Annotated in this window: 22 protein-coding genes; 3 read left to right on the top strand and 19 right to left on the bottom strand. The window is 71.6% G+C overall.

The genetic code is table 11. The annotated features are described in order from the left end of the window. Positions 1 to 2 precede the first annotated feature (2 nt). The 9 genes from SPOPO_RS0124785 to SPOPO_RS0124825 form a co-directional block, all read right to left on the bottom strand. A complete protein-coding gene (locus tag SPOPO_RS0124785) occupies positions 3 to 674 on the bottom strand; it encodes a class III extradiol ring-cleavage dioxygenase family protein (RefSeq protein ID WP_019877880.1) in 672 nt (223 codons plus the stop codon). Positions 675 to 742: 68 nt separating this feature from the next. After that, positions 743 to 2413, bottom strand: coding sequence for a PD40 domain-containing protein (locus tag SPOPO_RS33290; protein WP_019877881.1), 1671 nt, complete (start codon positions 2411 to 2413; stop codon positions 743 to 745). 187 nt (positions 2414 to 2600) lie between these two features. Continuing rightward, complete coding sequence (locus SPOPO_RS0124795; RefSeq protein WP_019877883.1) at positions 2601 to 3839, bottom strand: deoxyguanosinetriphosphate triphosphohydrolase; 1239 nt, start codon at positions 3837 to 3839, stop codon at positions 2601 to 2603. An 88-nt stretch (positions 3840 to 3927) separates the two neighbouring features. Further along, positions 3928 to 6618, bottom strand: a complete 2691-nt coding sequence (gene ppdK / locus SPOPO_RS0124800) for a pyruvate, phosphate dikinase (protein ID WP_019877885.1) — start codon at positions 6616 to 6618, stop codon at positions 3928 to 3930. Between the two features lie 62 nt (positions 6619 to 6680). After that, positions 6681 to 8267 carry a glycosyltransferase family 39 protein gene (locus tag SPOPO_RS34920; RefSeq protein ID WP_019877886.1) on the bottom strand — a complete coding sequence of 529 codons (1587 nt, stop codon included), beginning with the start codon at positions 8265 to 8267 and terminating at the stop codon, positions 6681 to 6683. Between the two features lie 20 nt (positions 8268 to 8287). Next, positions 8288 to 9811: an NAD(P)/FAD-dependent oxidoreductase gene (locus tag SPOPO_RS0124810; protein ID WP_019877887.1), complete on the bottom strand. Its 1524-nt coding sequence runs from the start codon at positions 9809 to 9811 to the stop codon at positions 8288 to 8290. 219 nt (positions 9812 to 10030) lie between these two features. Beyond that, positions 10031 to 11167, bottom strand: coding sequence for a tRNA dihydrouridine synthase DusB (gene dusB / locus SPOPO_RS0124815; protein WP_019877888.1), 1137 nt, complete (start codon positions 11165 to 11167; stop codon positions 10031 to 10033). After that, complete coding sequence (locus SPOPO_RS0124820; RefSeq protein WP_028985104.1) at positions 11161 to 12525, bottom strand: glycine--tRNA ligase; 1365 nt, start codon at positions 12523 to 12525, stop codon at positions 11161 to 11163. Before SPOPO_RS0124820 ends, dusB begins: the two co-directional genes overlap by 7 nt. A 106-nt stretch (positions 12526 to 12631) precedes the next feature. After that, positions 12632 to 12913, bottom strand: a complete 282-nt coding sequence (locus SPOPO_RS0124825) for a hypothetical protein (protein ID WP_019877890.1) — start codon at positions 12911 to 12913, stop codon at positions 12632 to 12634. Between the two features lie 25 nt (positions 12914 to 12938). Between SPOPO_RS0124825 and SPOPO_RS0124830 the strand changes: the two genes are divergently transcribed. The 3 genes from SPOPO_RS0124830 to SPOPO_RS31530 are packed head-to-tail and all read left to right on the top strand — an operon-like array spanning position 12939 to position 14322. After that, positions 12939 to 13271 (top strand): DUF6703 family protein, encoded by a 333-nt coding sequence (locus tag SPOPO_RS0124830; RefSeq protein WP_019877891.1) that lies wholly within the window; start codon positions 12939 to 12941, stop codon positions 13269 to 13271. Between the two features lie 28 nt (positions 13272 to 13299). After that, positions 13300 to 13704, top strand: a complete 405-nt coding sequence (locus tag SPOPO_RS0124835) for a Fur family transcriptional regulator (RefSeq protein ID WP_019877892.1) — start codon at positions 13300 to 13302, stop codon at positions 13702 to 13704. A gap of 27 nt (positions 13705 to 13731) precedes the next feature. Beyond that, positions 13732 to 14322 carry a TIGR03086 family metal-binding protein gene (locus SPOPO_RS31530; RefSeq protein ID WP_019877893.1) on the top strand — a complete coding sequence of 197 codons (591 nt, stop codon included), beginning with the start codon at positions 13732 to 13734 and terminating at the stop codon, positions 14320 to 14322. 117 nt (positions 14323 to 14439) lie between these two features. Here the strand turns inward: SPOPO_RS31530 and SPOPO_RS0124845 are convergent, their stop codons facing one another. From SPOPO_RS0124845 to SPOPO_RS0124895, 10 genes are all read right to left on the bottom strand, one after another. Continuing rightward, entirely contained in the window at positions 14440 to 14736 is a 297-nt protein-coding gene (locus tag SPOPO_RS0124845) for a hypothetical protein (RefSeq protein ID WP_019877894.1), read from the bottom strand. Positions 14737 to 14952: 216 nt separating this feature from the next. Beyond that, positions 14953 to 16641 carry a SulP family inorganic anion transporter gene (locus tag SPOPO_RS0124855; protein WP_019877896.1) on the bottom strand — a complete coding sequence of 563 codons (1689 nt, stop codon included), beginning with the start codon at positions 16639 to 16641 and terminating at the stop codon, positions 14953 to 14955. Then, positions 16641 to 16994 carry an ArsR/SmtB family transcription factor gene (locus SPOPO_RS0124860; protein WP_019877898.1) on the bottom strand — a complete coding sequence of 118 codons (354 nt, stop codon included), beginning with the start codon at positions 16992 to 16994 and terminating at the stop codon, positions 16641 to 16643. The genes SPOPO_RS0124855 and SPOPO_RS0124860 overlap by 1 nt, the downstream gene beginning before the upstream one ends. 91 nt (positions 16995 to 17085) lie before the next feature. Next, entirely contained in the window at positions 17086 to 17880 is a 795-nt protein-coding gene (locus SPOPO_RS0124865) for an isoprenyl transferase (protein ID WP_019877899.1), read from the bottom strand. Further along, positions 17877 to 18644: a DNA repair protein RecO gene (gene recO, locus SPOPO_RS34575; RefSeq protein ID WP_019877900.1), complete on the bottom strand. Its 768-nt coding sequence runs from the start codon at positions 18642 to 18644 to the stop codon at positions 17877 to 17879. Before recO ends, SPOPO_RS0124865 begins: the two co-directional genes overlap by 4 nt. Then, positions 18645 to 19193 carry a DinB family protein gene (locus tag SPOPO_RS34580; protein ID WP_019877901.1) on the bottom strand — a complete coding sequence of 183 codons (549 nt, stop codon included), beginning with the start codon at positions 19191 to 19193 and terminating at the stop codon, positions 18645 to 18647. Then, positions 19190 to 19798, bottom strand: coding sequence for a GNAT family N-acetyltransferase (locus SPOPO_RS31535; RefSeq protein ID WP_019877902.1), 609 nt, complete (start codon positions 19796 to 19798; stop codon positions 19190 to 19192). The genes SPOPO_RS34580 and SPOPO_RS31535 overlap by 4 nt, the downstream gene beginning before the upstream one ends. 7 nt (positions 19799 to 19805) lie before the next feature. Beyond that, a complete protein-coding gene (leuA, locus tag SPOPO_RS0124885) occupies positions 19806 to 21512 on the bottom strand; it encodes a 2-isopropylmalate synthase (RefSeq protein ID WP_019877903.1) in 1707 nt (568 codons plus the stop codon). A 224-nt stretch (positions 21513 to 21736) separates the two neighbouring features. Further along, the gene (locus tag SPOPO_RS0124890) at positions 21737 to 22882 is read right to left on the bottom strand and encodes an acyl-CoA dehydrogenase family protein (protein WP_019877905.1); all 1146 of its coding nucleotides are present in this window, start codon (positions 22880 to 22882) and stop codon (positions 21737 to 21739) included. After that, positions 22882 to 23892 (bottom strand): esterase/lipase family protein, encoded by a 1011-nt coding sequence (locus tag SPOPO_RS0124895; RefSeq protein WP_019877906.1) that lies wholly within the window; start codon positions 23890 to 23892, stop codon positions 22882 to 22884. Before SPOPO_RS0124895 ends, SPOPO_RS0124890 begins: the two co-directional genes overlap by 1 nt. Positions 23893 to 23971 lie beyond the last annotated feature (79 nt).

Genomic DNA, 23971 nt, shown 5'->3' on the forward strand with positions numbered 1-23971 from the left:
TCTCAGGAACGCAGCCAGGACGCGACGAGGTAGCCCACGCCGTAGGGGGCGACGTCGGCGTGCAGCGTCGCCTCCCAGGAGCTCCCCCGGGCCGCCCCGGCGAGGACCTGCCAGGCCGGGCGGCCCGCCGCCATCAGTTGGCCGGCCAGGTCGACGTCCAGCCCGAGCAGGGCGTCGACGTCGGCCGTTTCGAGGGCGGCCGCGACCGCCGCGTCGAATCCCGCGGCCCGGCCGTCCAGGTGGCCCGGCGCGGCCGCGGAGCGGCGGGCGCTCGCGTCGCCGAGCACGAGCAGCAGGGCGGGCGGTCCGGCCGCGAGCGACTCCCCCAGCGCCGCGCACGCGGCGGGGTCGGCGTCGGCGGCGATCGAGTGCAGGACGCGCGGCCCGTCCCATCCGGCCCGGTCCAGCAGCCAGCGGCCGACAGTGAGGGAGAGCGGGAGCTCGGCCGGCGGGCCCGGCAGCCCGAAGCCGGCGAGGGCCCCGGCGGCGTCCGGCTCCCAGGCAGCGGTGGTCGGCGCCGGGCCGACGAGCACGACCCGCTCCGGTGCGGCGGCGAGGCCGACCTTCAGCGCGGCGTCGCACGCCGCGCGCAGGTCGTCGAGCTCGGGAGCCGCGCCGGCGGCGACCTCCGGGATCAGGAGCGGGGGGTGCGGACAGACGACGGCGGCGAGCACCGCCCGAGGCTAACCCCGGGCCGGCTCGCCGCCGTCCGCGACTCCCCAGTCGATCTCGGTGAGACCGACTACTGCGTCTTGTTCTCCACGCCGAAGAACGTGTCCTTGCCCGGCCCACCGACCCCGGTGTCCGTGCCCTTGCCGCCGTGGATCTCGTCGGCGCCCTTCTGCCCGAGCAGCCGATCGTTGCCCTGATTACCCGTCAGAACATCGGCACCGGCACCGCCGCGGAGAACATCGTCGCCCTGGCCGCCCGAAACGTAGTCCGTCCCGGTCGAGCCCCGCAGATCGTCGTTGCCGTTGCCGCCGTAGAGGCGGTCGTCCCCGGAGCCCGCGCGGATCACATCGTCTCCACCGTTGCCGCACAGGATGTCGCCGCCGCCCTTGCCGATGATCACGTCATCGCCACCGAGCCCACGGATCAGCTCCTTGGCCTTGGTCCCGACCAGGCGGTCCTTGCCCTTGGTCCCGGAGATCAGCTTGTAACCCGCCGGCACCGGAGCCTTCTCGTTGCACACGTGCAGACCCGACACCGGCGGCTTCGTCGCGTCCGGCAGCCGCTGCCAAGAGGAGGGAACGAGCATGGAGCCGCTCGCCAAGGGCGGCCCTGCGGCGTGAGTCGGGTCGGAGACGCTGACCACGCGGAGGGAGGTGGACGTCGAGTCCGTCTCCGGGTCCTCGACCATGTGAGCGAAGGCGACCTTGGTGCTGTCGGGGGACCACACCGGGAACATCGCGGCGCCCTCCGCGACCGCGGTCAACGGAGTGACCGTGCCACCCGACGCGGGCACCAGACGCAGTTGCCTCTCCTCCGGATCCGGATCCTCCTTCGCGGTGCCGAAGGCGATCCACTTCCCGTTCGGGGAGTACGTGGGTAGGGGTGTGTCCTGCGAGTCGTCGCACGCGAAGGTCGTGACCGGGGTCCACGCCGCCCGGGCCGCATTCGTCGCGGTGGCCCCGACCGTGAACACGCCGCACTCCCAGCCTTCGGACACCTCGTACTGGGCGCCGAAGGCGATCCGCTTGCCGTCCGGGGAGAACTGGGGCCCCACCGCGGCGCCCGCGGCCGGGTCGGTCACGCGCTGCGCCGCCCCGGTGCTCACGTTCGCCCGGTAGACCGACTCCTCGGCCATGCTGGTGAGCACGACCTGCTTGCCGTCCGCGGAGAAGACCCCGTTGCCGTTCGCCGACAGTCCCTCGATGAGCCCGAAGACGGCCCGGTCGACACCCTCGGCCAGCCGCTTCTCGGCCTTGGTCGCGACGTCGACGATCCACGTCTGGATCGGTGGGTAGCCTCCCTCGCCCTCCCCGCCGGTCAGCTGGCGGGTGAATGCGAGCTTGGTGCCGTCGGGCGAGAACCCGGCGACGACGTCCAGCCGGGCCGGCGCGTCTCCGCTCGCGGGCTGTGTCACCGGAACGGGGTTCGAGCCGTCCGCGTTCGCGACGTACACACGGAGCGCCGGCACCTCGCCGACGGTCCCACGGGAGAACGCCACCTTCTTCCCGTCCGGCGAGTACACCGGAAAGGCCGCGACGGTCGCGCCGGCGTCGCTCACGGAGCCCGCGCTGATGGTCTTCGGTGTGCCCCCGGCGGGCGAGACCGCGAACGCCGACGGGATCTCCGGTCCGTCGCCGACGTCGCCGGCGGTGTAGGCGATCATCCCGTTGCCGGCCGCGGCGGCCGGAGCCGCGAGACCCGGCAGGCCGGCGAGGGCGACGGCCGCACCCGCGACCACCACCCCGGTTCTGTGAATGGTCCTGTTCCCTGTGTGCGCGCGTGCGCGCAGCGTCGACCGAAGCCCCCGCATGAGGTCCCTCCCTGACGAATACCGGCCCGACGGGTCTACGGGACATGAACACCCCGTGGCAATCCCGTTACCCGGCGTTGGGCCTGTGAATGCGCTGAGACTAACTCAATTCGGTGCCTCAGCGGCAGAGCCGCGCGTGGAGGGCGAGGGCGGACGTGTCGGACAGGGACGCGATCTGGTCGAGCACCACCCGCCGGCGGGCGGCGTCGTCCTCCGCGGCGGTGAAGTCGACGGCGAACGCCGGGTCGAGGGCGTCCGGTGCGCCGGCCTCCAGGGCGTCGACGAGCTCGGCGATGACCGACCGCTCGCGGGCCTGGAGCGTCTCGCGGGCCTCGGTGTGCATCACGTACCGGGCGGCGACGGTCTTGAGCAGCGCGATCTCGACCTGGGTCTCGCGCGGCACGCAGAGGTCGGCGGCGTAGCGGGTGAGCGGGCCGGGCCCGTGGTGATCCCGGGTCGCGGCCTGCGCCGCGAGGCAGAACCGGCTGATCAGCTGGCTGGTCATGTTCTTCAGGGCCGCGAGCCCGCGCCGGGTCCGGTCCGGACTCTGCGGCCACCACGGCAGCGTCGTGAGCGTCGCGGCCGCGTCGTCCAGCTCGGCGGAGTCGAGGTCGGTGAGGTAGTTCCGCGCGGCCAGGGCCGCCAGGTCGGCCCGCTCCCCCACCGAGCCCAGTGCCCCGAGGTCGATCATCCCGGCCTGGATGCCGTCCTCGACGTCGTGCACGGAGTACGCCACGTCGTCGGCGAAGTCCATGACCTGCGCCTCCAGGCACCGGCGCCCCGACCGGGCCCCGGCCCGGAGCCAGGCGTAGGCGTCGGCGTCGTCCGGGTAGTGGCCGAACTTGCGCAGGCCCTCCCGCCGGGGCCACGGGTACTTCACGGTCGCGTCGAGCGCGGCCCGCGTCAGGTTGAGCCCGACGCTGCGTCCGTCCGCCCGGATCGTCTTCCCTTCCAGCCGGGTGAGCACCCGCAGCGTCTGCGCGTTGCCCTCGAACCCGCCGCAGGAGAACGCCGCGGTGTCGAGCGCGTCCTCCCCGTTGTGCCCGAACGGCGGGTGACCGAGGTCGTGGGCCAAACAGGCGGTCTCGACCAGGTCCGCGTCGGCACCGAGCCAGGCCCCGAGCTCGCGGCCGATCTGCCCGACCTCGAGCGAGTGCGTGAGCCGGTTCCGGGCGAAGTCGTCGGTTCCCGGGGCCACCACCTGGGTCTTGGCCGCCAGACGCCGCAGCGCGGCCGAGTGGAGCACCCGCGCGCGATCCCGCGCGAACGCCGTCCGCTCGGTCAACTTCGGCGGCTCGGCGACCCAGCGCTCGGCGTCCGCCGCGCCGTACCCCGCGGGGTACCCCTCACTGTCCATCAGACGCCCACCCTAGGCCGCCCCGACGACACCGTGCGTCCGACGATGTGGTTGCTATTGCAGCCACATCGTCGGACGCAACGCAGGTTCAGCGGGTGTCGGAGCCACCGGAGCCGGCGGCGCGGCCGGCCTCGAGGCGGGCGACCGGGACGCGGAACGGGGAGCAGGAGACGTAGTTCAGCCCGACCCCGTGGAAGAAGTGGATCGACTCCGGGTCGCCGCCGTGCTCGCCGCAGACGCCGAGCTTGAGGTCGGGCTTGGTGCCCCGGCCCTCGGTGGAGGCGATCGAGACCAGGCGGCCGACACCCTCGCGGTCGAGGGACTCGAACGGCGAGACGCCGAAGATGCCCTTCTCCAGGTACTGGGTGAAGAACGCGGCCTCGACGTCGTCGCGGGAGAAGCCCCACGTCGTCTGGGTGAGGTCATTCGTGCCGAAGGAGAAGAAGTCCGCCGCCTCGGCGATCTGACCTGCCGTCACCGCGGCGCGCGGCAGCTCGATCATCGTGCCGATCGGGATGAACGAGAGGTCGACGCCGGTCTCGGCGGCGACCGAGGTGAGGATGCTCTCCGACTCCTCGCGCATGAGCTCGAGCTCCTGCACCGCCCCGACGAGCGGGATCATGATCTCCGGCTGCGGGTCGGCGCCGGCCTTCTTGCGCTCGGCCGCGGCCTCGGCGATCGCGCGGACCTGCATGCCGAACAGGCCCGGGATGACCACGCCGAGGCGCACGCCGCGCAGACCCAGCATCGGGTTCGCCTCGTGCAGGCGGTTGACCGCGGCCAGCAGCTCCCGGTCGTGGCCGGGGTCCTCACCCTTGGCCTCGGCGACCGCGACCTTGACGGCGAGGTCGGTGAGGTTCGGGAGGAACTCGTGCAGCGGCGGGTCGATCAGACGGACCGTCACGGGCAGGCCGTCCATCGCCTCGAAGATCTCGAGGAAGTCCTGCTTCTGCAGCGGCTCGAGAGCGTCGAGCGCCGCCTGCCGCTCCGCGTCGCTGTTGGCGAGGATCAACTTCTCGACGTGCTGCGCGCGGTCACCGAGGAACATGTGCTCGGTGCGGCACAGGCCGATGCCCTCGGCGCCCATGCGGCGGGCGCGGGCCGAGTCCTCGGGGGTGTCCGCGTTGGTGCGGACCTTCAGCGTGCGCGTCGCGTCGGCGTGCGAAATCAGGCGGTGCACGGCCTTCACCAGGTCGTCGCCGTCCTCGGCAGCGAGCCGGCCCTCGAAGTACTGCACGACCGGCGACGGCTGGACCGGCACCTCGCCGAGGTAGACCGCACCGGAGGATCCGTCGATCGAGACGACGTCACCCTCGGAGATGGTGATGCCGCCGGGGGCCGAGATCCGCTTGGCCCGGGTGTCGACGTCGAGCTCCTCGGCGCCGCACACGCAGGTCTTGCCCATGCCGCGCGCGACGACGGCGGCGTGCGAGGTCTTGCCGCCGCGGGAGGTGAGAATGCCGGCCGCGGCGATCATGCCGGACAGGTCGTCGGGGTTGGTCTCGCGCCGGACGAGGATGACGGCCTCGCCGCGCTCGGCCCACGCCACCGCGTCGTCGGAGGAGAAGACGACCTTGCCGACCGCCGCACCGGGCGAGGCGTTCATGCCCTTGGTGATCTGCTGCGGCTTGCCCGAGGTGTCGAACTTCGGGAACATCAGCTGCGTCAGCTGGTCGCCGGTGACGCGCTGCAGGGCCTCGTCGAGATCGATCAGGCCCTGGTCGACGAGCTGGGTCGCGATGCGGAACGCGGCACCCGCGGTGCGCTTGCCGACGCGGGTCTGCAGCATCCAGAGCTTGCCGCGCTCGATCGTGAACTCGATGTCGCACAGGTCGCGGTAGTGGTTCTCGAGCTGGGTCATGATCTCGAGCAGCCGGTCGAACGACGGCTTGTCGAGCTTCTCCAGGTCCTGCAGCGGGAGGGTGTTGCGGATGCCGGCGACGACGTCCTCGCCCTGCGCGTTCGACAGGTAGTCGCCGTAGAGGCCCTGTGCGCCGGTGCCCGGGTCGCGGGTGAAGCAGACGCCGGTGCCGGAGTCCATGCCGAGGTTGCCGAACACCATCGACTGCACGTTGACGGCGGTGCCGAGGTCGGCCGGGATCCGCTCCTGGCGGCGGTAGAGGATCGCGCGGGGCGCGTTCCAGGAGTTGAAGACGGCCTCGACGGCCGCGTCGAGCTGGGCCCGCGGGTCCTGCGGGAACTCCTTGCCGGTCTCGCGCAGGATGATCGCCTTGAAGGTGTCGACCAGGCCGCGCAGATCCTCGGCGTCGAGGTCGAGGTCGGCCGTGGTGTTCTTGGCCTTCTTCGCCGCGTCGATCGCGTCCTCGAAGTGCTCGCCGTCGATGTGCAGCACGGTCTTGCCGAACATCTGCAGCAGGCGGCGGTAGGAGTCCCACGCGAAGCGGTCGTTGCTCGACTGCTTCGCCAGGCCCGCGACGGACTCGTCGTTCAGGCCGATGTTGAGAACGGTCTCCATCATCCCGGGCATGGAGAACTTGGCGCCCGAGCGCACCGAGACCAGCAGCGGGTCGTCGGCCTGGCCCAGCTTCTTGCCGAACTGGCCCTCGAGCCACGCCAGCTTCTCGGTCACCTGCTCCGAGAGCTCGGCCGGGGCGGAGCCGCTGGCCAGGTAGGCCTGGCAGGCCTCGGTCGTGATGGTGAAGCCGGGCGGTACGGGGAGACCGAGGTTGGTCATCTCCGCGAGGTTGGCCCCCTTGCCACCCAGGAGGTCCTTCTGGTCGCGGTTGCCCTCGGTGAAGTCGTAGACGAACTTCGGCACGCGCAAGCTCCCTCGATAGTCCCGGCGTCAACTGGGCAGCCTACCGAGGTCGCGTCCGGGCCTCAGCGCCGGAATCGCTCCAGGCTGGCCTTCTCGTAGCCGCGACCGGTGCGGTCGTGCACCAGCGTCGGGATCCCCAGTTCGGCGACCAGGCGGTCACGCAGGCTGATGCAGACCCGGCTGTGGGTCCGGTAGCCCACCCCGGCGACGTACCAGACCGTCACGTTCGACCCGGCCTCGACGTAGTCCGCGATCCCGTCGGCGAGGACCCGCGGGCTCAGGCCGGCGATCTGCTCCTCGTAGTCGGTCCAGTCGACGACGGCCGGGTTGGCCTGCGCCGGCAGCGTCAGCTTCTCCAGTCCGGCCGCGGTCAGCTCGGACTCGACGGCCGGGGCCAGCTGGTCCGGGCAGTAGACGACGAGGTCGCCGGGCTTGCTGTTCTCGTTCAGGGCGGCGGCGATCCGGCCGGCCTGGGTGTGCGGGGTGGTCGCCATCGTCAGGCTGCCGAGCAGGCCGAGGCTGACGAACGTGGCGAGGACGCCGACGCCGGCGGCCGGCGGCAGCGTCAGGATGCCGAAGGCGAGCAGCAGCAGGACCAGCGGGACGACGACGGCCGTGTACCGGCCCACCACCGCTCCCCCGGTCGCCAGGCAGATGCCGAGCGCGACCAGCAGCGTCCCGCCGGCGACGGCGGCGAGCCGGGCCGTCACCCCCAGGGGGCGGACGAAGGTGATCACGGAGGTCCCGGGACGGCGGCGGGCGAACACCGCGAGCAGCGAGAGCGGCACCACGAGCAGGGCGAGCGTGCTGCCGACCGGGCCGAACCCGCCCCACCACTCGGCGGGCAGGATCGCGATCGAGCCCAGGTCCGGCCGGGACGCCCAGGGAGCGCCGGTGCGCTCGGACTGGTAGAGCACGGTCGGGAACCACGGCAGGAACGTCACTCCGCCGGCGGCCATCCCGGTCAACGCCAGGCGGGCGCCGCGGCGGTCCTCCCGGCTGCGCACCGCGCGGTACAGCAGCAGCGCACCGACGGTGACGAGCAGGAACATCGCCCAGTAGTGCGTGTAGAGCAGGGCCGCGGTGATCGCGCCGAGCGCGACCGCGGGCCAGGGGCCGGGCCGCCGCCGCAGCCGCTCCAACGCGAGCAGCGCGCACAGAACGAGCAGGACGACCAGCGAGTACATCCGTGCCTCGCCGGCGTACCGGACCGACCAGGGGTTGACCGCGAAGAGCAGGAGCGCGATCTCCCCGTGCCGGCGCGACCCGCCGAGCCGCCGCCCCGCCAGGTAGGCCAGGGGAAGCGCCGCGAGGGAGAACCCCATCGACAGCGAGCGCGCCGCCCACGGGCTGTCCCCCACCCCGAGCGTCGCGAGCAGGTCGAGCCAGCCGTGGAGCAGGACGTAGTACAGCGGCGGGGCGCCGTCGGTCTTCAGCGCCTGGTGCAGGTCGGCGAGCGGAACCCGGGCGAACTCGACCGTCTGGGCCTCGTCCAGCCACAGCGGCCCCGTGGACCACAGCCGTAGCCCCACCCCGAGCGCGACGGCCAGCGCGAGCGCCGGCAGCGCGAACGGCTCCAACCGCTCCAGCCGCCCACGCGCCGCCGCGGGAGCGGCGGTGCGGGCGGAGGCGGGGAGGGAGGAGACCACGGGCGGTCCTGGGAGGTCGGTCAGGCGGAGGAGTCCCGGCGCGGCAGGACCGGAGCGGCCCGGCCGGTGCCGGCAGCGGGGGCGGTGTTCGCGGAGGTGCCCGGGGAGTCGTTGCGCTTCTCCTCGTGGTACTCCTCCTCGACGTTGACCGTCCAGAGGTCGCGCGGGGTGCCACAGATGTTGTCGACCGCGTACATCGCCGTGACCATCGAGTGGTCCTGGTTGTTGTAGCGGTGCATGCCGTTGCGGCCGGTGGCCTGGACGTTGACGACCTCGTCCGCCAGCCAGTGCCGGATGGTGTCGACCTTGACGTCGTAGCCCTCGTCGTAGATCGGGTACGCCTTGGGGACGCGGACGACGAAGCCGGCCTGCATCCGCTCGGTCTTGACCAGGCCGAGCTGCGCGAGCTCCTTCTTGGCCAGGGCGATGAGGTCCTCGTCGGACGAGGTCCAGGTGCCGTCGCCCTCGTTGACGAAGTACTCGAGCCCGAGGCAGGTCAGGCCGTCCTTGACCAGGTACGGCGACCAGGAGCCGTAGTTCTGGATGCGGCCGACCTTCACGCCCGGGGTGTGGATGTAGATCCAGTTGTCGGGGAAGCCGTCCTCGACCGGCACGACGATCGCGACGGTGACGAAGTCGCGGTAGCCCAGGCCCTCGGCCGCCTCGCGAACCTCCTGCGGGGCCTTGGGGTTCATGCCCTGGACGAGGTGCTGCAGCGGCATCGAGGAGATGACGTCGCTGCACGGGATCAGCTTCTCCTCGCCGTCCTGCAACACGGTGACGGCGGTCACACGCTTGCCCTCGCGGTGCAGCGCGACGACCGGGGCCTCCATGATCACCTGCCCACCGCCCTCGACGACGAGGTCGCGGCAGCGCTCCCACATCATCCCGGGGCCGTACTTCGGGTACTGGAACGTGTCGATCAGCGTCGTGATCTCGGTCTGGCCCTTGGGCTGGAAGATCGCGTTCTTGATCGCCGAGAACAGCGAGAGGTTCTTGATGCGCTGGGCCGCCCAGTCGGCCTGGATCTGGTCGCCGGGGATGCCCCAGAGCTTCTCGGTGTAGGTCTTGAAGAAGATGTTGTAGAGGCGCCAGCCGAAGCGCGCGGCGACCCAGCCCTCGAAGTTGGTCTGGTCCTTCGGCGGGCGGATGCGCACCCAGACGTAGGACAGCACGCAGCGGACGGCCTCGATGATGCCGAGGTTCTTCAGCGCGTTCCCGGCCTTGAGCGGGTAGTCGTAGAGCTTGCCGCGGTAGGAGATCCGGCTCATGCGCGGCCGCTGCAGGAAGTCCTCGTCGGGGAGGATCTCGTGCCAGAGCGCCTCGACCTCGGGCACCTTGGTGAAGAAGCGGTGACCGCCGATGTCGAACCGCCAGTCGTCGCGGACCTCGGTGCGGGAGATGCCGCCGATCTGGTCCGTCGCCTCGAGGACCGTCACGGCGCGTCCGCGCTTGACCAGCTCGTAGGCGGCGGTCAGGCCGGCCGGGCCGGCGCCGATGACGACAACGGGGGCGTCGGACGATGCACCGTGCTCGGGCGCCATGGAATCTCGCTCTCTCGGCTTCCACCGGGATGGGCCAGGCCACGCGACCCTGCGCGGCTGTGCGGCTGTGCGGTAAGACCTGATTCTGTCTCGTCTACCCACAAAGTCCTACCCGACCCCCTGCGTTGTTCCTCTCACCGACGAGGTCACGTTTGGGTCACTGATTTCGATCAAGCCGCCGGATCGAGAGATCGCCTCCGGCGCGATCATGACGTTCCGTCATCCCCCCGAGAGGGCCGCGAGACCCGCGTCGGCGTCGTCGACGACCGCGTCACCGGCGTCGTCGAGCCACCCGTCGGGCAGGGCGACACGGCGCGGTGAGCCCGCCCGTCCGCGGGGGACGCCGAGGCTCGCGGCCGGGAACTCCTGGTCGGTGTCGAGCTCGGCCAGCAGGCGGTCCAGCTCCGCCAGCGAGCCGACCAGGCCGAGCGCCTGCCGCAGCCCGGAGCCCACCGCGAACCCCTTGAGGTACCAGGCGATGTGCTTGCGGATCTCCTGGCACGCCTTGAACTCGCCGAGGTCCTCGGTCATCAGGTCGGCGTGCCGACGCAGCGTGGCCGCGACCTGGCCGAGCCCGGGGTGGCCGGGGTCGGGGCGGCCGTCGAACGCAGCGGCGAGATTGCCGAACAGCCAGGGCCGGCCGAGGCAGCCACGCCCGACGACCACGCCGTCGCACCCGGTCTCGGCGACCATGCGCAGGGCGTCACCGGCCTCCCAGATGTCGCCGTTGCCGAGCACCGGGACGCCGGTGCCGGCCAGCGACTCCTTCAGCTCCGCGATCTTCGACCAGTCCGCCTGGCCCGAGTAGTGCTGCGCCGCGGTCCGGGCGTGGAGGGCGACCCAGGCGACGCCGGCCTCCGCGGCGATCCGGCCGGCGTCGAGGAACGTCGGGTGCTCGTCGTCGATGCCGACGCGCATCTTCACCGTCACCGGCACCGCACCGTCGGCCGCGTCCACCGCGCCGGCGACGATCCGCGCGAACAGCGCCCGCTTCCACGGCAGCGCCGAGCCGCCGCCCTTGCGCGTCACCTTGGGCACCGGGCAGCCGAAGTTCAGATCGACGTGGTCGGCGAGGTTCTCGGCCACCACGAGCCGCACCGCACCGGCGATGGAGTCCGCGTCGGTGCCGTAGAGCTGGAGGCTGCGGGGGAACTCGTCGGCGTCGAAGGACACCATCGCCCGCGTCGTCCGGTCGCCCTCGACGAGTCCGCGCGCGGTGACCATCTCGTTCACGTACAGCCCGGCGCCGTGCTCGCGGCACAGGCGACGGAAGGCCCGGTTGGTGATTCCCGCCATCGGGGCCAGCACGACCGGCGGCCAGATCTCGTGCGTGCCCAGGCGGAGCGGGGTCAGCACCCCACCAACCGCTCGGCGAGGTACCCCGTCAGCCGGTCGAGCGAGACCCGCTCCTGGCGCATCGAGTCGCGGTCGCGCACGGTGGCGGCGCCGTCGTCGAGCGACTCGAAGTCCAGCGTCACGCAGTACGGGGTGCCGATCTCGTCCTGCCGTCGGTACCGCCGGCCGATCGCGCCGGCGTCGTCGAACTCGACGTTCCAGTGCCGGCGCAGGCCGGCCGCGACCTCGCGGGCGCGCGGCGAGAGCTCGGGGTTGCGCGAGAGCGGCAGCACCGCCGCCTTCACCGGGGCGAGGCGCGGGTCGAGCCGCAGCACCGTCCGCTTCTCCGGGTTGCCCTTCGCGTTGGGGGCGGTGTCCTCGGAGTACGCCGCGAGCAGGAACGCCAGCACGCAGCGGGTCAGCCCGGCCGCGGGCTCGATGACGTAGGGCGTCCAGCGCTCGCCCGTGGTCTGGTCGAAGTAGCTCAGGTCGTTGCCGGAGTTCTTGCTGTGAGTGGTGAGGTCGAAGTCGCTGCGATTGGCGACGCCTTCGAGCTCCGCCCACTCGGTGCCCGCGCCGGCGCTGAAGCCGAAGCGGTACTCGATGTCGACGGTGCGTCGCGAGTAGTGCGCGAGCTTGTCCGCGGGGTGCTCGTAGCGGCGCAGGTCGGCCTCGGGGATGCCGAGGTCGAGGTACCAGGCCCAGCGCTCGGCGAGCCAGTACTCGTGCCAGCGCTCGTCGGTGCCGGGCTCGACGAAGAACTCGAGCTCCATCTGCTCGAACTCACGCGTGCGGAAGATGAAGTTGCCCGGCGTGATCTCGTTGCGGAAGCTCTTGCCGACCTGACCGATGCCGAACGGCGGACGGCGCCGGGACGTCGTGAGCACGTTGGCGAAGTTGACGAAGATCCCTTGCGCCGTCTCCGGGCGCAGGTAGTGCACGGCGTCGGCGTCCTCGACCGGGCCGAGGTGCGTGCGCAGCAGACCGTTGAACGGCCGGGGCTCGGTGAGCGACCCGGGGCTGCCGCAACCGGGGCACGACAGGTTCGCGAGTTCGGCGGGGTTCTCGGTGATCTGGTCGACGCGCCAGCGCTTGTGGCAGGCCTGGCACTCGGTGAGGGGGTCGACGAACGACTCGAGGTGGCCCGAGGCCTTCCAGACGTCGGTGGCGAGGATGATCGAGGAGTCCAGCCCGACGACGTCGTCGCGGCTCTGGACGCACGCCTTCCACCACTGCCGCTTGATGTTCTCCTTGAGTTCGACCCCGAGCGGCCCGTAGTCCCAGCACGAACGCATGCCGCCGTAGATCTCGCTCGACGGGAACACGAAGCCCCGGCGACGGCTGAGGCCGACGATCGCGTCGATCCGGTCAGCAGGCAACGCGAGCACTCCGTACGGGACGTTCAGCGGGCCACAGGGGATGAGGCCGGAGCGGGTCAGCCTACTCGCCGCCGGTCCGCGAGCGAAGTCCTCTGTCGCGTCCGGTTCACGCGGAGGAGACGATCTCGAACGTGCCCGGCTCGGCGGGGAATCGCGCCATCAGCGGCATGATCTGCGTCCGCACCGCGCCGGTCGTGAGCCCACGCCGGCCGCTGCCGACGTCGGTCCACTCGCACACGACGACCCACGTCGACGGGTCGTCCAGGGCCCGCCCGACCCGGCCCGACACCCACCCGGGGCGGGTCGCCAGCGCGGCGAGTGCGCCCTCGGCCTCGGCCTGGAACTCGACGGGATCGGACACCCCGGGCACCCGGGCGACGAGCAGCATTGCTCCACCTTGGCAGGATGTGGCAATGGCCGCGAAACCACGTCCCCGCAACGCGCATCCGCGGGTGCGCGCGAACGTCCCGCCGGACAAGATCGCCAACCGCGTCGCGACGACGACCGCGCCGGGCCTGCTCTGGCTGAGCCGGATGCCGAAGCTCGTGCTGCCCGCGTTCGTCGCGGTCGCGCTGGTCGGCGGACTGATCGCCGGCGGAATTCTCGGCCTGCTCCTGCTGGTTGTGGTCGTCGGACTGTTGGGGTGGCTGCTCGCCGCGTTCTGGCCGACGCTCCCCAACGCCGGTCGCGCGCTTCGCGTCGCGGCCCTGGCCGCGGTGATCGTCGTGGGAGTGCTCAACCTCTGATGCCTCGGATGCCGGAAGTGGACGAACGATGAGTGACGCCGGAGTCCGGCCGCAGCGCGCGACGCGCCAGCGGGCCGCGGTCGCCGCCGCGCTCGACGCCGTCTCCGACTTCCGCAGCGCGCAGGAACTGCACGACCTGCTCAAGCAGCGTGGGGAGAACGTCGGCCTGACGACGGTGTACCGGACGCTCCAGTCGCTCGCCGAGTCCGGCGAGGTGGACGTGCTCCGCACCGACGACGGTGAGTCGATCTACCGTCGCTGCAGCGACGGGCACCACCACCACCTGGTCTGCCGGGTCTGCGGCCGCGCCGTCGAGGTCGAGGGACCCGCCGTCGAGCGGTGGGCCGACAAGGTCGCGGCCGAGCACGGGTTCACGGACGTCAGCCACACCGTCGAGATCTTCGGCCGCTGTGCCGACTGCTCCGCCACCTGACCCGGCCGTGGGTTATTAATGAGCGTCATGACGTCCCCGAACCCGACCTTCCCCGATCTCGACGAGATCCGCGGCCGGTACGGCCGCATCGCCGCCGACCTCGACCTGCGGGTGGGGCGCGTGCGGACCCTGGACTGGAACTCGATGACGCCGTGCCGCGACTGGAACAGCCGCGACCTGCTCGCCCACGTCGTCGACAACCACCGGCGGGTGCTGGCCGCGCTGAACGACACCCCGCTGGAGGAGGTCACCGACACCGAGGACGTGATTGCCGCCTGGCGTGCCGCGACCGCGGACGTCGCCGCGGCGCTCGCGGAGGACGAGAAGGCCCTGTTCCCGGTGCGCTTCTACGGGGCGGAGTCGGAGTTCGCCACCCTCGTTGGCGGGATGCTCTGCACCGACACCCTGATCCACACCTGGGACCTGTGCCAGGCGGCGGGCCTCGACGACAAGCTCGACGAGGCCGGGGTCGAGGCCGCGTTCGAGCTGCTGAGGAGTTTCGGCGACTCGATCCGCGCCCCGGGCGCCTTCGGCCCCGAGATCCCGGCGCCCCCGGAGGCCACGCTGCAGGACCAGCTGATCCTCTACTCCGGCCGCAAGGTCATCGGGCTCGACTGAGCCGTTCGGCAGCGCAGGCGGCCTGACGCTGCGTCAGGCCGCTTCCGCCGCCGCGGTCTCGCGGACCGTGGTGCGTGGGCTGCGCACGGTCACCACCTCACCCACCCGGGTGGCCCGTCAGGCGGGGATCAGGTCCTCGTGCAGGACGTGCTCGGCCTCGACCTGTCGGCCGCTCTCCCGACGAAGGTCGTCGAGCGCGGCCAGGGCTGCGAGGTAGATGCCCTCGGCGTCGACCGCGAGGACGACCCGCTCGGAGAACTCCCCCGTCGGCGAGGTCACCGTCGCGCACCACCGGACGAACGGCCCGACGCGGTAGTCGACGACCGCGAGCAGCGGTGCGGGCGCGCGCCGGGCGCTGCGGAGAGCACCGCGACCGGCACGGAAGGGGAAGCGGGGACGAGGGAGGACACGCATGGGATCGATCCGTTCGAGGGGCCGCGGCAGGGCGGCGAAGTGGTCGGGGGCGGGCTCAGCGCCAGGAACACAACACGTCGGACACCGCGTGCGTGTGCATCCCGATCAGCGACAGCCGATACGGCTTGTGCGACTGAATGTCGACCAACATGGTTGACATTCAGTCGGAGGTCCGCGGCGCGGTTCAACGCCTTTACGGCCGCCCACAGCGAACGCTCACCCTTCGGGCGCGAGCACCCCGTCCTGGCGCAGGCGGGCACGGGCCGCCGCGATCGCCTCCGGCGTCGACGCGGCCACCCGGCCGGCCTCCTGCAGGCGGGGCAGCACCCCGACCGCGGTCAGCGGCCGGCGGTGCACCGGGCGCAGCCCGGAGAGGTAAACGACGACGCCGCGGCGCTCCAGCGCCCCGATCACGTCGGCGAGGACGATCGCGCCGCTGGCGTCGATCGTCGACACGTGCGACAGACGCAGGATCACGACCGCGACGTCGGCGACGTCGGTCAGCTCCAGCAGGAAGCGATGGGCGCCGGCGAAGAACAGCGGGCCGTCGAGGCGGTAGGCGACGATGTGCTCGGCGAGGAGGGCGTGCTCCTCCTCCGCGGTGTCGGGCGGGAGCTCCTCGGAGAGCGGGACCTCCGCGACCTCGGACGCCCGGACGATCGTCCGCAGTGCGAGAGCCCCGGCGACGAGCAGGCCCAGCAGGACGGCGCGGACGAGGTCGAGCGCGATCGTCACCGCCGCGGTGAGGACCAGCACGACGGCGTCCGGACGTGTCGAGCGCGCGATGGCGCGCACGGACCCGACGCTGACCATCTGCCAGGCGGTCGCGAACAGCACGCCGGCCAGCGCCGCGAGCGGGATCTTCTCGACGATAGGGGCCGCGGCGAGGACGAGGATCGCGAGCACGACCGCGTGGGCGAACGCGGCGAGGCGGGTCGTCGCCCCGGCGCGGACGTTGACGGCGGTGCGCGCGATCGCGCCGGTCGCGGGCACGCCGCCGAAGACCGGCGCGGCCAGGTTCGCCAGGCCCTGGCCGACGAGTTCCCGGTCGGGGTCGTGGCGCTGCGAGACCGTCATGCCGTCGGCGACCGAGGCCGAGAGCAGGGACTCCAGAGCGGCCAGCGCGGCCACCGCGATCGCCGGCGCGATCAGGGCGTCGAGGTCGCCGAGGTCGACGAACCCGAGCGACGGCGCCGACAGCGACCGCGGGATCTCCCCCACCCGCCCGACCTGGAGGTCGGCGGTCTCGGCCACGACCGTCGCGACGGCGACGGCCAGCAGGGCGAGCGGGAGCGTCGGGCGGCGCCGGGTCGCGAGCACGATGCCCGCCGCGACCAGCAGCGCCAGCAGCGGCGAGGCAGCGCCGGGGTCGTCGGCGAACTCCCGGACCGCCCGCCCGGCGGTGACGAGCGCGCTCTCCGCGCTCTCGACGTCGACCCCGAGGGCGGCGGGCACCTGCTGCAACGCGATGACGCAGGCGATGCCCACCGTGAACCCCTCGACCACCGGCGCCGGCACCAGGCTCATGTACCGGCCGGCCCGGGCGACCGCGAGCGCGATCAGCATCAGCCCCGCGAGGACGCCGACGAACAGCACACCCTCGCGGCCGTGCTCGTGCGCGATCGGGACCAGGACGACCGTCATCGCGCCCGTCGGGCCGGACACCTGCAGGTTGGAGCCACCGAAGATCGCCGCCACCGCGCCCGCGACGATCGCCGTCACCAGCCCGGCCTCGGCCCCCAGCCCGGACGCGATGCCGAAGCCGAGCGCCAGCGGCAGCGCCACGACGGCGACGGTCACCCCGGCCTGGAGGTCGCGACGCCAGGACCGGCGCATCGGCGCGACGTCGGCCGCCGACGGGAGCAGCGAGCGCCAGCCGGACACGGCCGCCGGGAGCGGGGCCATCAGCCGGCCGGTATCTCGGGGGCCGTCGGGTCGGTCAGCGCCTCCGTCTGCCCGACGAGCACCTCGGTCAGGATCCGCCGGGCGGCCGCGAGCAGGTCGACCACCTCGACCCCGGCGAGCGAGTAGATGACGGTGGTCCCCTCCCGGCGGGCGGACACGATCCCCGACCGTCGCAGCACCGCGAGCTGCTGCGAGAGCCCCGCGGGCCCGATCTCGATCGCGGCGAGCAGGTCCCGGACCGACGTCGGCCCGGCCGCCAGCAGCTCGAGCACCCGGATCCGCACCGGGTGCCCGAGCATGCGGAAGAACTCCGCCTTCGCCTGGTACAGCGGGAGCGCGCCGGGGGAAGTCATGCCTTCATCATAACTGCATAATTTCAATATTGTGCAACTCTGCAGAACTGGGCGGCCGCCGCTCCGCGGGATGACGTCCCGCAGGAGTGAGTCAGCCGGCGGGCGGGACCGGGTTCGGGGCGGCGCCGCCGTAGCGGCGGTCCCGGGAGGCGTAGAGCTCGATCGCGTGCCAGAGGTGGCGGCGGTCGAAGTCGGGCCAGAGGGTGTCGAGGAAGACCAGTTCGGCGTAGGCGCTCTGCCAGAGGAGGAAGTTCGACGTGCGCTGCTCCCCCGAGCTGCGGACGAACAGGTCGACGTCGGGGAGGTCGGGCTCGTCGAGGTACCGGGCGAAGGTGGTCTCGGTGATCTTGTCCGGCTTCACCGTGCCGGCGGCGACGTCGGCGGCGAGGGCGCGAGCGGCGTCGGCGATCTCGGCACGGCCGCCGTAGTTGACGCAGAACTGCAGCGTGATCTTGTCGTTGCGGGCGGTGCGCCGCTCGGCGTCCTCGAGCTCGGAGATGACCGACCGCCAGAGCTTGGGCCGACGCCCGGCCCAGCGGACGCGGACGCCCATCGCGTCGAGCTCGTCGCGGCGGCGGTGGATGACGTCGCGGTTGAAGCCCATCAGGAAGCGGACCTCGTCGGGCGTCCGCTTCCAGTTCTCGGTCGAGAACGCGTACGCCGAGACGCACTCGACGCCGATCTCGATCGCGCCGCAGATGACGTCGAGCAGTGCGGCCTCGCCGGCCTCGTGGCCCTTGGTCCGGGCCAGGCCTCGTTGCTTGGCCCAGCGGCCGTTGCCGTCCATCACGATCGCGACATGACGGGGGATCAGTTCCTTGGGCAGGTCGGGCGGACGCGCGCCGGACGGATGCGGCGGCGGAGCCGCGTACTGGCGACGGCTCATGCGGACGTGGCCGTCGGTCCCGGGGCAGAGGGCTGGTCGCGCTCGACGTGCCGGAGCGAGCGCAGGCCACGCTCGAGGTGCCACTGCAGGTAAGCGGCGACCAGACCGCTGGCCTCGCGCCGGGCGCGCGGGGCGGCGGACTCGGCGACCTCCCAGTCGCCCGAGAGCAGCGCCCCGAGCAGGACGAGCGTCTCGGCGCCGGGAGCGGCGCAGGCCGGTGGGCGGCAGTCCGCGCAGGTCGCTCCCCCGCCCGGGATCGTGAAGAAGCGGTGCGGGCCCGGGGCCCCGCAGCCGGCGCAGTCGGAGAAGCTCGGCGCGTACCCGGCGATCGCCAGCGACCGGACGAGGAACGCGTCGAGCACCATCACCGGGTCGCGGTCGCTCTCGGCCAGCGCACGGAGGCCGCCGACCAGCAGCTGGTACTGCTGCAGCGCCGGGTCACCCTCGTTCTCGGTGAAGCGCTCCGCGGCCTCGAGCATCGCCTGGCCCGCCGTCCAGCGGGCGTAGTCGCGGGAGAGCTTGCCGCCGAAGGCGTCGACGGTCTCGATCTGCTGGGCGATGTCCAGCGTCCGCCCGGAGTAGCACTGCACGTCCACGTGCGCGAACGGCTCCAGGCGCGCCCCGATCCGCGACGAGGTCCGGCGGACGCCCTTCGCCACGGCGCGGATCCGCCCGTGGCGCCGCGTGAGCAGCGTGACGATGCGGTCGGCCTCCCCCAGCTTCTGGGTGCGCAGGACGACCCCGGTGTCCCGGTAAACGCTCACTCAACCATTCTGCGGTCTGACGTCCCCGAGATGGTGGAGGACGTCGTGCAGCAGATACCGGGCGAACGAGTCCACGGTGAAGACCGCGCCGTCGCTGCGCCGCCCGGTCCGGCTCCACTGCTCCGGGGTGAGGCCGGCGAAGCGGTCCTCGAGCGCGGTGCCCGCCTCCGCCAGCTCGCCCGAGACCGTCGCCGGGTCCTGCTCGCCGTAGCGCTCGGCGACGGCGGTCGCGTCCTGGTCCCAGTTCGCGAACAGCGGGTCGTCGTGGTCGAGCATGAGCACCAGGCGCTGGTCGAAGAGCCGGTAGACGTCCCGGATGTGGCAGGCGTACTCCAGCGGCGACCACACCGTCGGCGCGGGGCGCTCCCGCAGCCCGGTCGGGCGCGCCAGCACCGCCGTCCAGTCCGCCACGTTCGTCCGCAGCGTCGACGCCACCTGCTCCGGGACCACCGTCCCCGCGTCGTAGCCGCACTCCCCGCACGGGGTGTTCAGGACCCAGGTCCAGTCCTTGCCGTCCGGTGGGATCTCAGCCGGCTCGATCTCGGTCATTGCGCCTCCCTGACCATGCACCACAGCGGCGGCGAGTCTCGCAGGGTCACCTCCTGGACGACCACGAATCTCTCGCGCTCGTACAGGCGCTTGTTGGCCTCGGACGTCGCGTCGAGATAGGCGGGGACGCCCTCGGCGTCGCAGCGGTCGAGCATCGGCCGCAGCAGGGCGGTGCCGTACCCGCGACCCTGGGCCTCCGGCCGGACCGCGAGGAAGTTGAGGAACCAGTGCGGCCCGTCGGGGTGGTGGGCGCGGATCAGCGGGCGGAGGTCGGCCATCTTCGTCCCGGCCTCCTCCCCGAGGATCCCGCCGAGGCGGTCGCCGAGGGTCGCTGACACCTCCGCGGGCATCTCCGCACCCGGCGGGACCCAGACCGCGGCGGCGAGTCCGTCTGCCGACCGGTGGATCTCACCCCAGGACAGATGGGCCTCGCACACCGCGGCGAAGAACGCGGGCAGGATCGCTGCCCGGCGCTCGTCGTCCGGGAAGAACCAGCGGAAGATCGGGACCTCGTCGAACGCCGTACTCAGCGTCTCGACGACCGCCGGCAGGTCCCTGACGTCCGAGGATGCGGTCGCTATAACAGCCACTTCGTCGGACGTCACGGGCGGATCAGCGGTTGATGGCCGAGCAGACGGCCTTCAGTGACGCGGTGACGATGTTCGCGTCGATGCCGACGCCCCACTTCACCTGACCGCCGACGGCGCACTCGAGGTACGCGGCCGCGCGGGCGTCGCCGCCGGCGCTCATCGCGTGCTCGTGGTAGTCGAGGACGCGGACGTCGACGCCGATCGAGGACAGCGCGTCGCAGAACGCGGCGATCGGGCCGTTGCCCCGACCGGTCAGCGTCTTGGACTGGCCGTCGACGATGACGTTCACCGAGAGCTCGTCCTGCTCCCCCGCCGCCGAGGACGTGTGGTGCGAGTCCAGCTGGACACCGGTGGCGGCACCGATCTCCGAGGGCTTGAGGTACTCGCCCTCGAACATGCCCCACATCTCCTCGGGGGTCACCTCGCCACCCTCGGTGTCGGTGTGCCGCTGAATCACCGCGGAGAAGTCGATCTGCAGCCGGCGCGGCAGGTCGAGGTTGTACTCGGTCTTCATGATGTAGGCGACGCCGCCCTTGCCGGACTGGCTGTTCACCCGGATCACGGCCTCGTACGTGCGGCCGACGTCCTTCGGGTCGATCGGCAGGTACGGCACGGCCCAGGTCTGCTGCTCCACGGGGATGCCCGCCGCGGCCGCGTCCCGCTCGAGCCACGCGAAGCCCTTGTTGATCGCGTCCTGGTGCGAGCCGGAGAACGCGGTGTAGACCAGGTCGCCGCCGTAGGGGTGACGCTCGTGCACCGGCAGCTGGTTGCAGTACTCGACGGTGCGGCGGATCTCGTCGATGTCGGAGAAGTCGATCATCGGGTCGACGCCCTGGCTGAACAGGTTCAGACCCAGCGTCACCAGGCAGACGTTGCCGGTCCGCTCGCCGTTGCCGAACAGACAACCCTCGATGCGGTCGGCGCCGGCCATGTAGCCGAGCTCCGCGGCCGCGACCGCGGTGCCGCGGTCGTTGTGCGGGTGCAGCGACAGCACGACCGCGTCGCGGTAGGCGAGGTTGCGGTGCATCCACTCGATCGAGTCGGCGTAGATGTTCGGCGTCGCCATCTCGACGGTCGCGGGCAGGTTCACGACGACCTTGTGGTCCGGCGTCGGCTTCCAGACGTCGTTGACGGCGTTGCAGACCTCGACGGCGAAGTCGAGTTCGGTGCCGGTGTAGGACTCCGGCGAGTACTGGAAGTACACGTCGGTGCCGGGGACGGTCTCGGTCAGCTTCTGGCAGATGCGCGCGCCCTGGACGGCGATGTCCTTGATGCCGTCACGGTCGAGGCCGAACACGACGCGGCGCTGCAGCGTCGAGGTCGAGTTGTAGAGGTGGACGATCGCCTGCTTCGAGCCCTTGATGGACTCGAACGTGCGGGTGATCAGTTCCTCGCGCGCCTGCGTCAGGACCTGGATCGTGACGTCGTCCGGGATCAGGTCTTCCTCGATGATCTGCCGGACGAAGTCGAAGTCGGTCTGGCTCGCGGCCGGGAAGCCGACCTCGATCTCCTTGTAACCCATCGAGCAGAGCAGCTCGAACATGCGCCGCTTGCGCTGCGGGCTCATCGGGTCGATCAGCGCCTGGTTGCCGTCCCGCAGGTCGACCGCGCACCAGCGCGGCGCGGAGGTGATGACCTTGTCCGGCCACGTGCGGTCGGTCAGGCCGACGGGCACGTACGCCGGGTAGCGGTGGACGGGCATCCCGCTCGGCTGCTGGGGGTGAAACATTGAAGGCTCCTCATGTCGTCAGGTCGGATCGGGCGCGACCGGCAGGCGCAGCAAAACCCGCGACGAGGGAGCCGGCCCTTACGGGGCCTCGCCGCGGCTGCTAAGGAGGAGGCCCGAGAGGCCGACCCGGCGCAAACGCATGGCGCGAGCGTACATGACGCGGCCGCCCGCACGACAAGTTGCGTGAGCGGCGTTACGCCGAAAGCGGGACATCCCGGTCGAACTCAGAGGCCGAGGTCGCGGCCGATGATCTCCTTCATGATCTCGTTCGAGCCGGCCCAGATCTTCGTGACCCGGGCGTCCATCCAGGCCCGGGCGACGCGGTACTCGCGCATGTAGCCATACCCGCCGTGGAGCTGGACGCAGGCGTCGAGGACCTCGTTCTGCACCTGCGCCGACCACCACTTGATCTTGGCGGCGTCCACGGCGGTCAGCTCGCCCTTGCTGTGGGCGAGCACGCCCTGATCGACATAACACTGCGTCAGCTCGACCTTCGTGGTGAGCTCCGCGAGCAGGAACTTGTTGGACTGGAACGCGCCGATTTGCTGCCCGAACGCCTTGCGGTCCTTGGCGTACTGGACGGTCTCCGCCAGCACCGCCGCGGCGTGCGCGATGTTCGACACGGCCGACCCGATGCGCTCCTGCGGCAGGCGCTCCATCATCGCGACGAAACCCTGCCCGACCTCCCCGAGCCGGTTGGTGTCGGGGACGCGGACGTCGTCGAAGAACAATTCGGCGGTGTCCGCCTCGGGCTGCCCGACCTTGTCGAGCTTGCGGCCCCGAGTGAACCCGGGCATGCCCTCCTCCAGGACGAACAGCGTGATGCCGCGCGCCTTCTTCGCTGGGTCGGTCTGCGCGGCGACCACGACGAGATCCGCCTGGATCCCGTTGGTGATGAAGGTCTTGGAACCGTTGACGATCCAGTCGTCCCCGTCGCGGACCGCGCCGGTCTTCAGCGCCGCGAGGTCGGAGCCGCCGCCGGGCTCGGTCATCCCGATCGCGGTGATGTACTCGCCGGTGGCGAACTTCGGCAGCCAGCGCTCGCGCTGCTCCTCGGTCCCCAGCTCGACCAGATACGGCGCGACGACGTCGAAGTGGATCCCGAAGGAGGACGCCACGGCCATGCCCGCCGCCGCGAGCTCCGCCCCGAGGACGGCGTTGAAGCGGTAGTCGCCGGCGTCCGCGCCGCCGTAACTCTCCGGCACGCCCAGGCCGAGCAGGCCCTGGCGGCCCGCCGCGAGCCAGACGTCCCGGTCGATCAGCCGGTTCTCGCGGAACTTCTCCTCGTTCGGCTCGATCTGCCGGCGGACGAACTCCCGCACGGACTCCCGGAACATCTCGTGGTCGTCGGTGTAGATCGAGCCCAGCATCAAGACCTCCCGGCCAGCGTGTATGGCTTCAGCTCCGGCTCCTGGTCTACCCGCGGATCGGTCGTCAGCCCCGCAAAGATCTGGTTGTAGGCGTCGGCGAGGTTGGTCGCGAATGTGCGCGGGTCGACGCCCGGCATGAGGACCTCGTTGCAGACCGAGGACGGGATCCGCGACGGGTCCGCCGGGCCGGGGTGGTTCAGCGCGTCCATCGCCAGCGCGTAGGCCACCGGGTCGTACGTGCCGATCGCGATGTGCTCGCCGGTGTTGGCCGGGCAGACGTCCTGGAGGGCGACGTTGGTGATGTCGCCGGGGCCGCTCAGCGACGTCGTGCCGGTGTCGTCGAGGTTCGGCTGCACGAACTGGTCGAACCAGGTGTAGATCGCGGTGTACGAGATCCCCTCGAAGGTCTCCTGGTGCGAGTTCATCGCCTGGATGTAGTTCGAGTTGTCGATCTGCTGCCACAGCGACGGCGAGCAGGTCGGCAGGCAGAGCCCGCGGATCAGCGCGCTGCCGTGGTTGGTCGCCGCGAAGGCGATGTAGTCGTCGACCTTGCTGCGCAGGTCCGGCCAGAACCGCAGCGCGAAGCGCGGTTCGGTGCCGCCCTGGCTGTGGCCCATCACCTGCACCTTGCGCTCGGTGATCGCGGAGATTTTCCGGATCGCGTGGACGACGTACTCCGACGCGACCTGGGTGTCGCCGGTCGTGTTGAACGGCAGCGTCACCGCGCAGTACGGCCGGTTCAGCTGGTCGAGGGCCCGGAACCAGTTCCAGGAGTAGTCCTCGCGCGGATTCACCGTCGTCCCGGGGACGAACAGGACGGTCTGCCGGCCCTTCGCCACGTTCCCGGTGCAGGCGAGCGAGGCGTCGAGCTCGGCCGTCGGGACCGAGAGCGCCGGACCCGGCCGGTTCACGGGGGCGAACCGGCTCTCCGCCGCAGCGACCGCCGGACCGGGTGCGGTCGTCAGGACGGCCGCGGCCGACAGGAGGACCGCGAGAAGGCTTCGCTGCATCGGGGGCACCTCGCTACACTTGGTGGCGTTTGTTTCAGTCTGTTACATCTGGCGCAATGTGTAACATCGGTCTCACCGC

It is taken from the genome of Sporichthya polymorpha DSM 43042 (assembly GCF_000384115.1).
Classification (GTDB): domain Bacteria; phylum Actinomycetota; class Actinomycetes; order Sporichthyales; family Sporichthyaceae; genus Sporichthya; species Sporichthya polymorpha.

Coding starts and splice junctions, on each gene's coding strand:
- SPOPO_RS31530 (WP_019877893.1), top strand. CDS start 13,732: ATGACGTCCCCGAACCCGACCTTCCCCGATCTCGACGAGATCCGCGGC.
- leuA (WP_019877903.1), bottom strand. CDS start 21,512: ATGTTTCACCCCCAGCAGCCGAGCGGGATGCCCGTCCACCGCTACCCG.
- SPOPO_RS0124845 (WP_019877894.1), bottom strand. CDS start 14,736: ATGCGTGTCCTCCCTCGTCCCCGCTTCCCCTTCCGTGCCGGTCGCGGT.
- SPOPO_RS0124835 (WP_019877892.1), top strand. CDS start 13,300: ATGAGTGACGCCGGAGTCCGGCCGCAGCGCGCGACGCGCCAGCGGGCC.
- SPOPO_RS0124795 (WP_019877883.1), bottom strand. CDS start 3,839: ATGGACAGTGAGGGGTACCCCGCGGGGTACGGCGCGGCGGACGCCGAG.
- SPOPO_RS0124830 (WP_019877891.1), top strand. CDS start 12,939: ATGGCCGCGAAACCACGTCCCCGCAACGCGCATCCGCGGGTGCGCGCG.
- SPOPO_RS0124895 (WP_019877906.1), bottom strand. CDS start 23,892: ATGCAGCGAAGCCTTCTCGCGGTCCTCCTGTCGGCCGCGGCCGTCCTG.
- SPOPO_RS0124865 (WP_019877899.1), bottom strand. CDS start 17,880: ATGAGCCGTCGCCAGTACGCGGCTCCGCCGCCGCATCCGTCCGGCGCG.
- SPOPO_RS0124860 (WP_019877898.1), bottom strand. CDS start 16,994: ATGACTTCCCCCGGCGCGCTCCCGCTGTACCAGGCGAAGGCGGAGTTC.
- SPOPO_RS0124855 (WP_019877896.1), bottom strand. CDS start 16,641: ATGGCCCCGCTCCCGGCGGCCGTGTCCGGCTGGCGCTCGCTGCTCCCG.
- SPOPO_RS0124825 (WP_019877890.1), bottom strand. CDS start 12,913: ATGCTGCTCGTCGCCCGGGTGCCCGGGGTGTCCGATCCCGTCGAGTTC.
- SPOPO_RS0124810 (WP_019877887.1), bottom strand. CDS start 9,811: ATGGCGCCCGAGCACGGTGCATCGTCCGACGCCCCCGTTGTCGTCATC.
- SPOPO_RS0124890 (WP_019877905.1), bottom strand. CDS start 22,882: ATGCTGGGCTCGATCTACACCGACGACCACGAGATGTTCCGGGAGTCC.
- SPOPO_RS34580 (WP_019877901.1), bottom strand. CDS start 19,193: ATGACCGAGATCGAGCCGGCTGAGATCCCACCGGACGGCAAGGACTGG.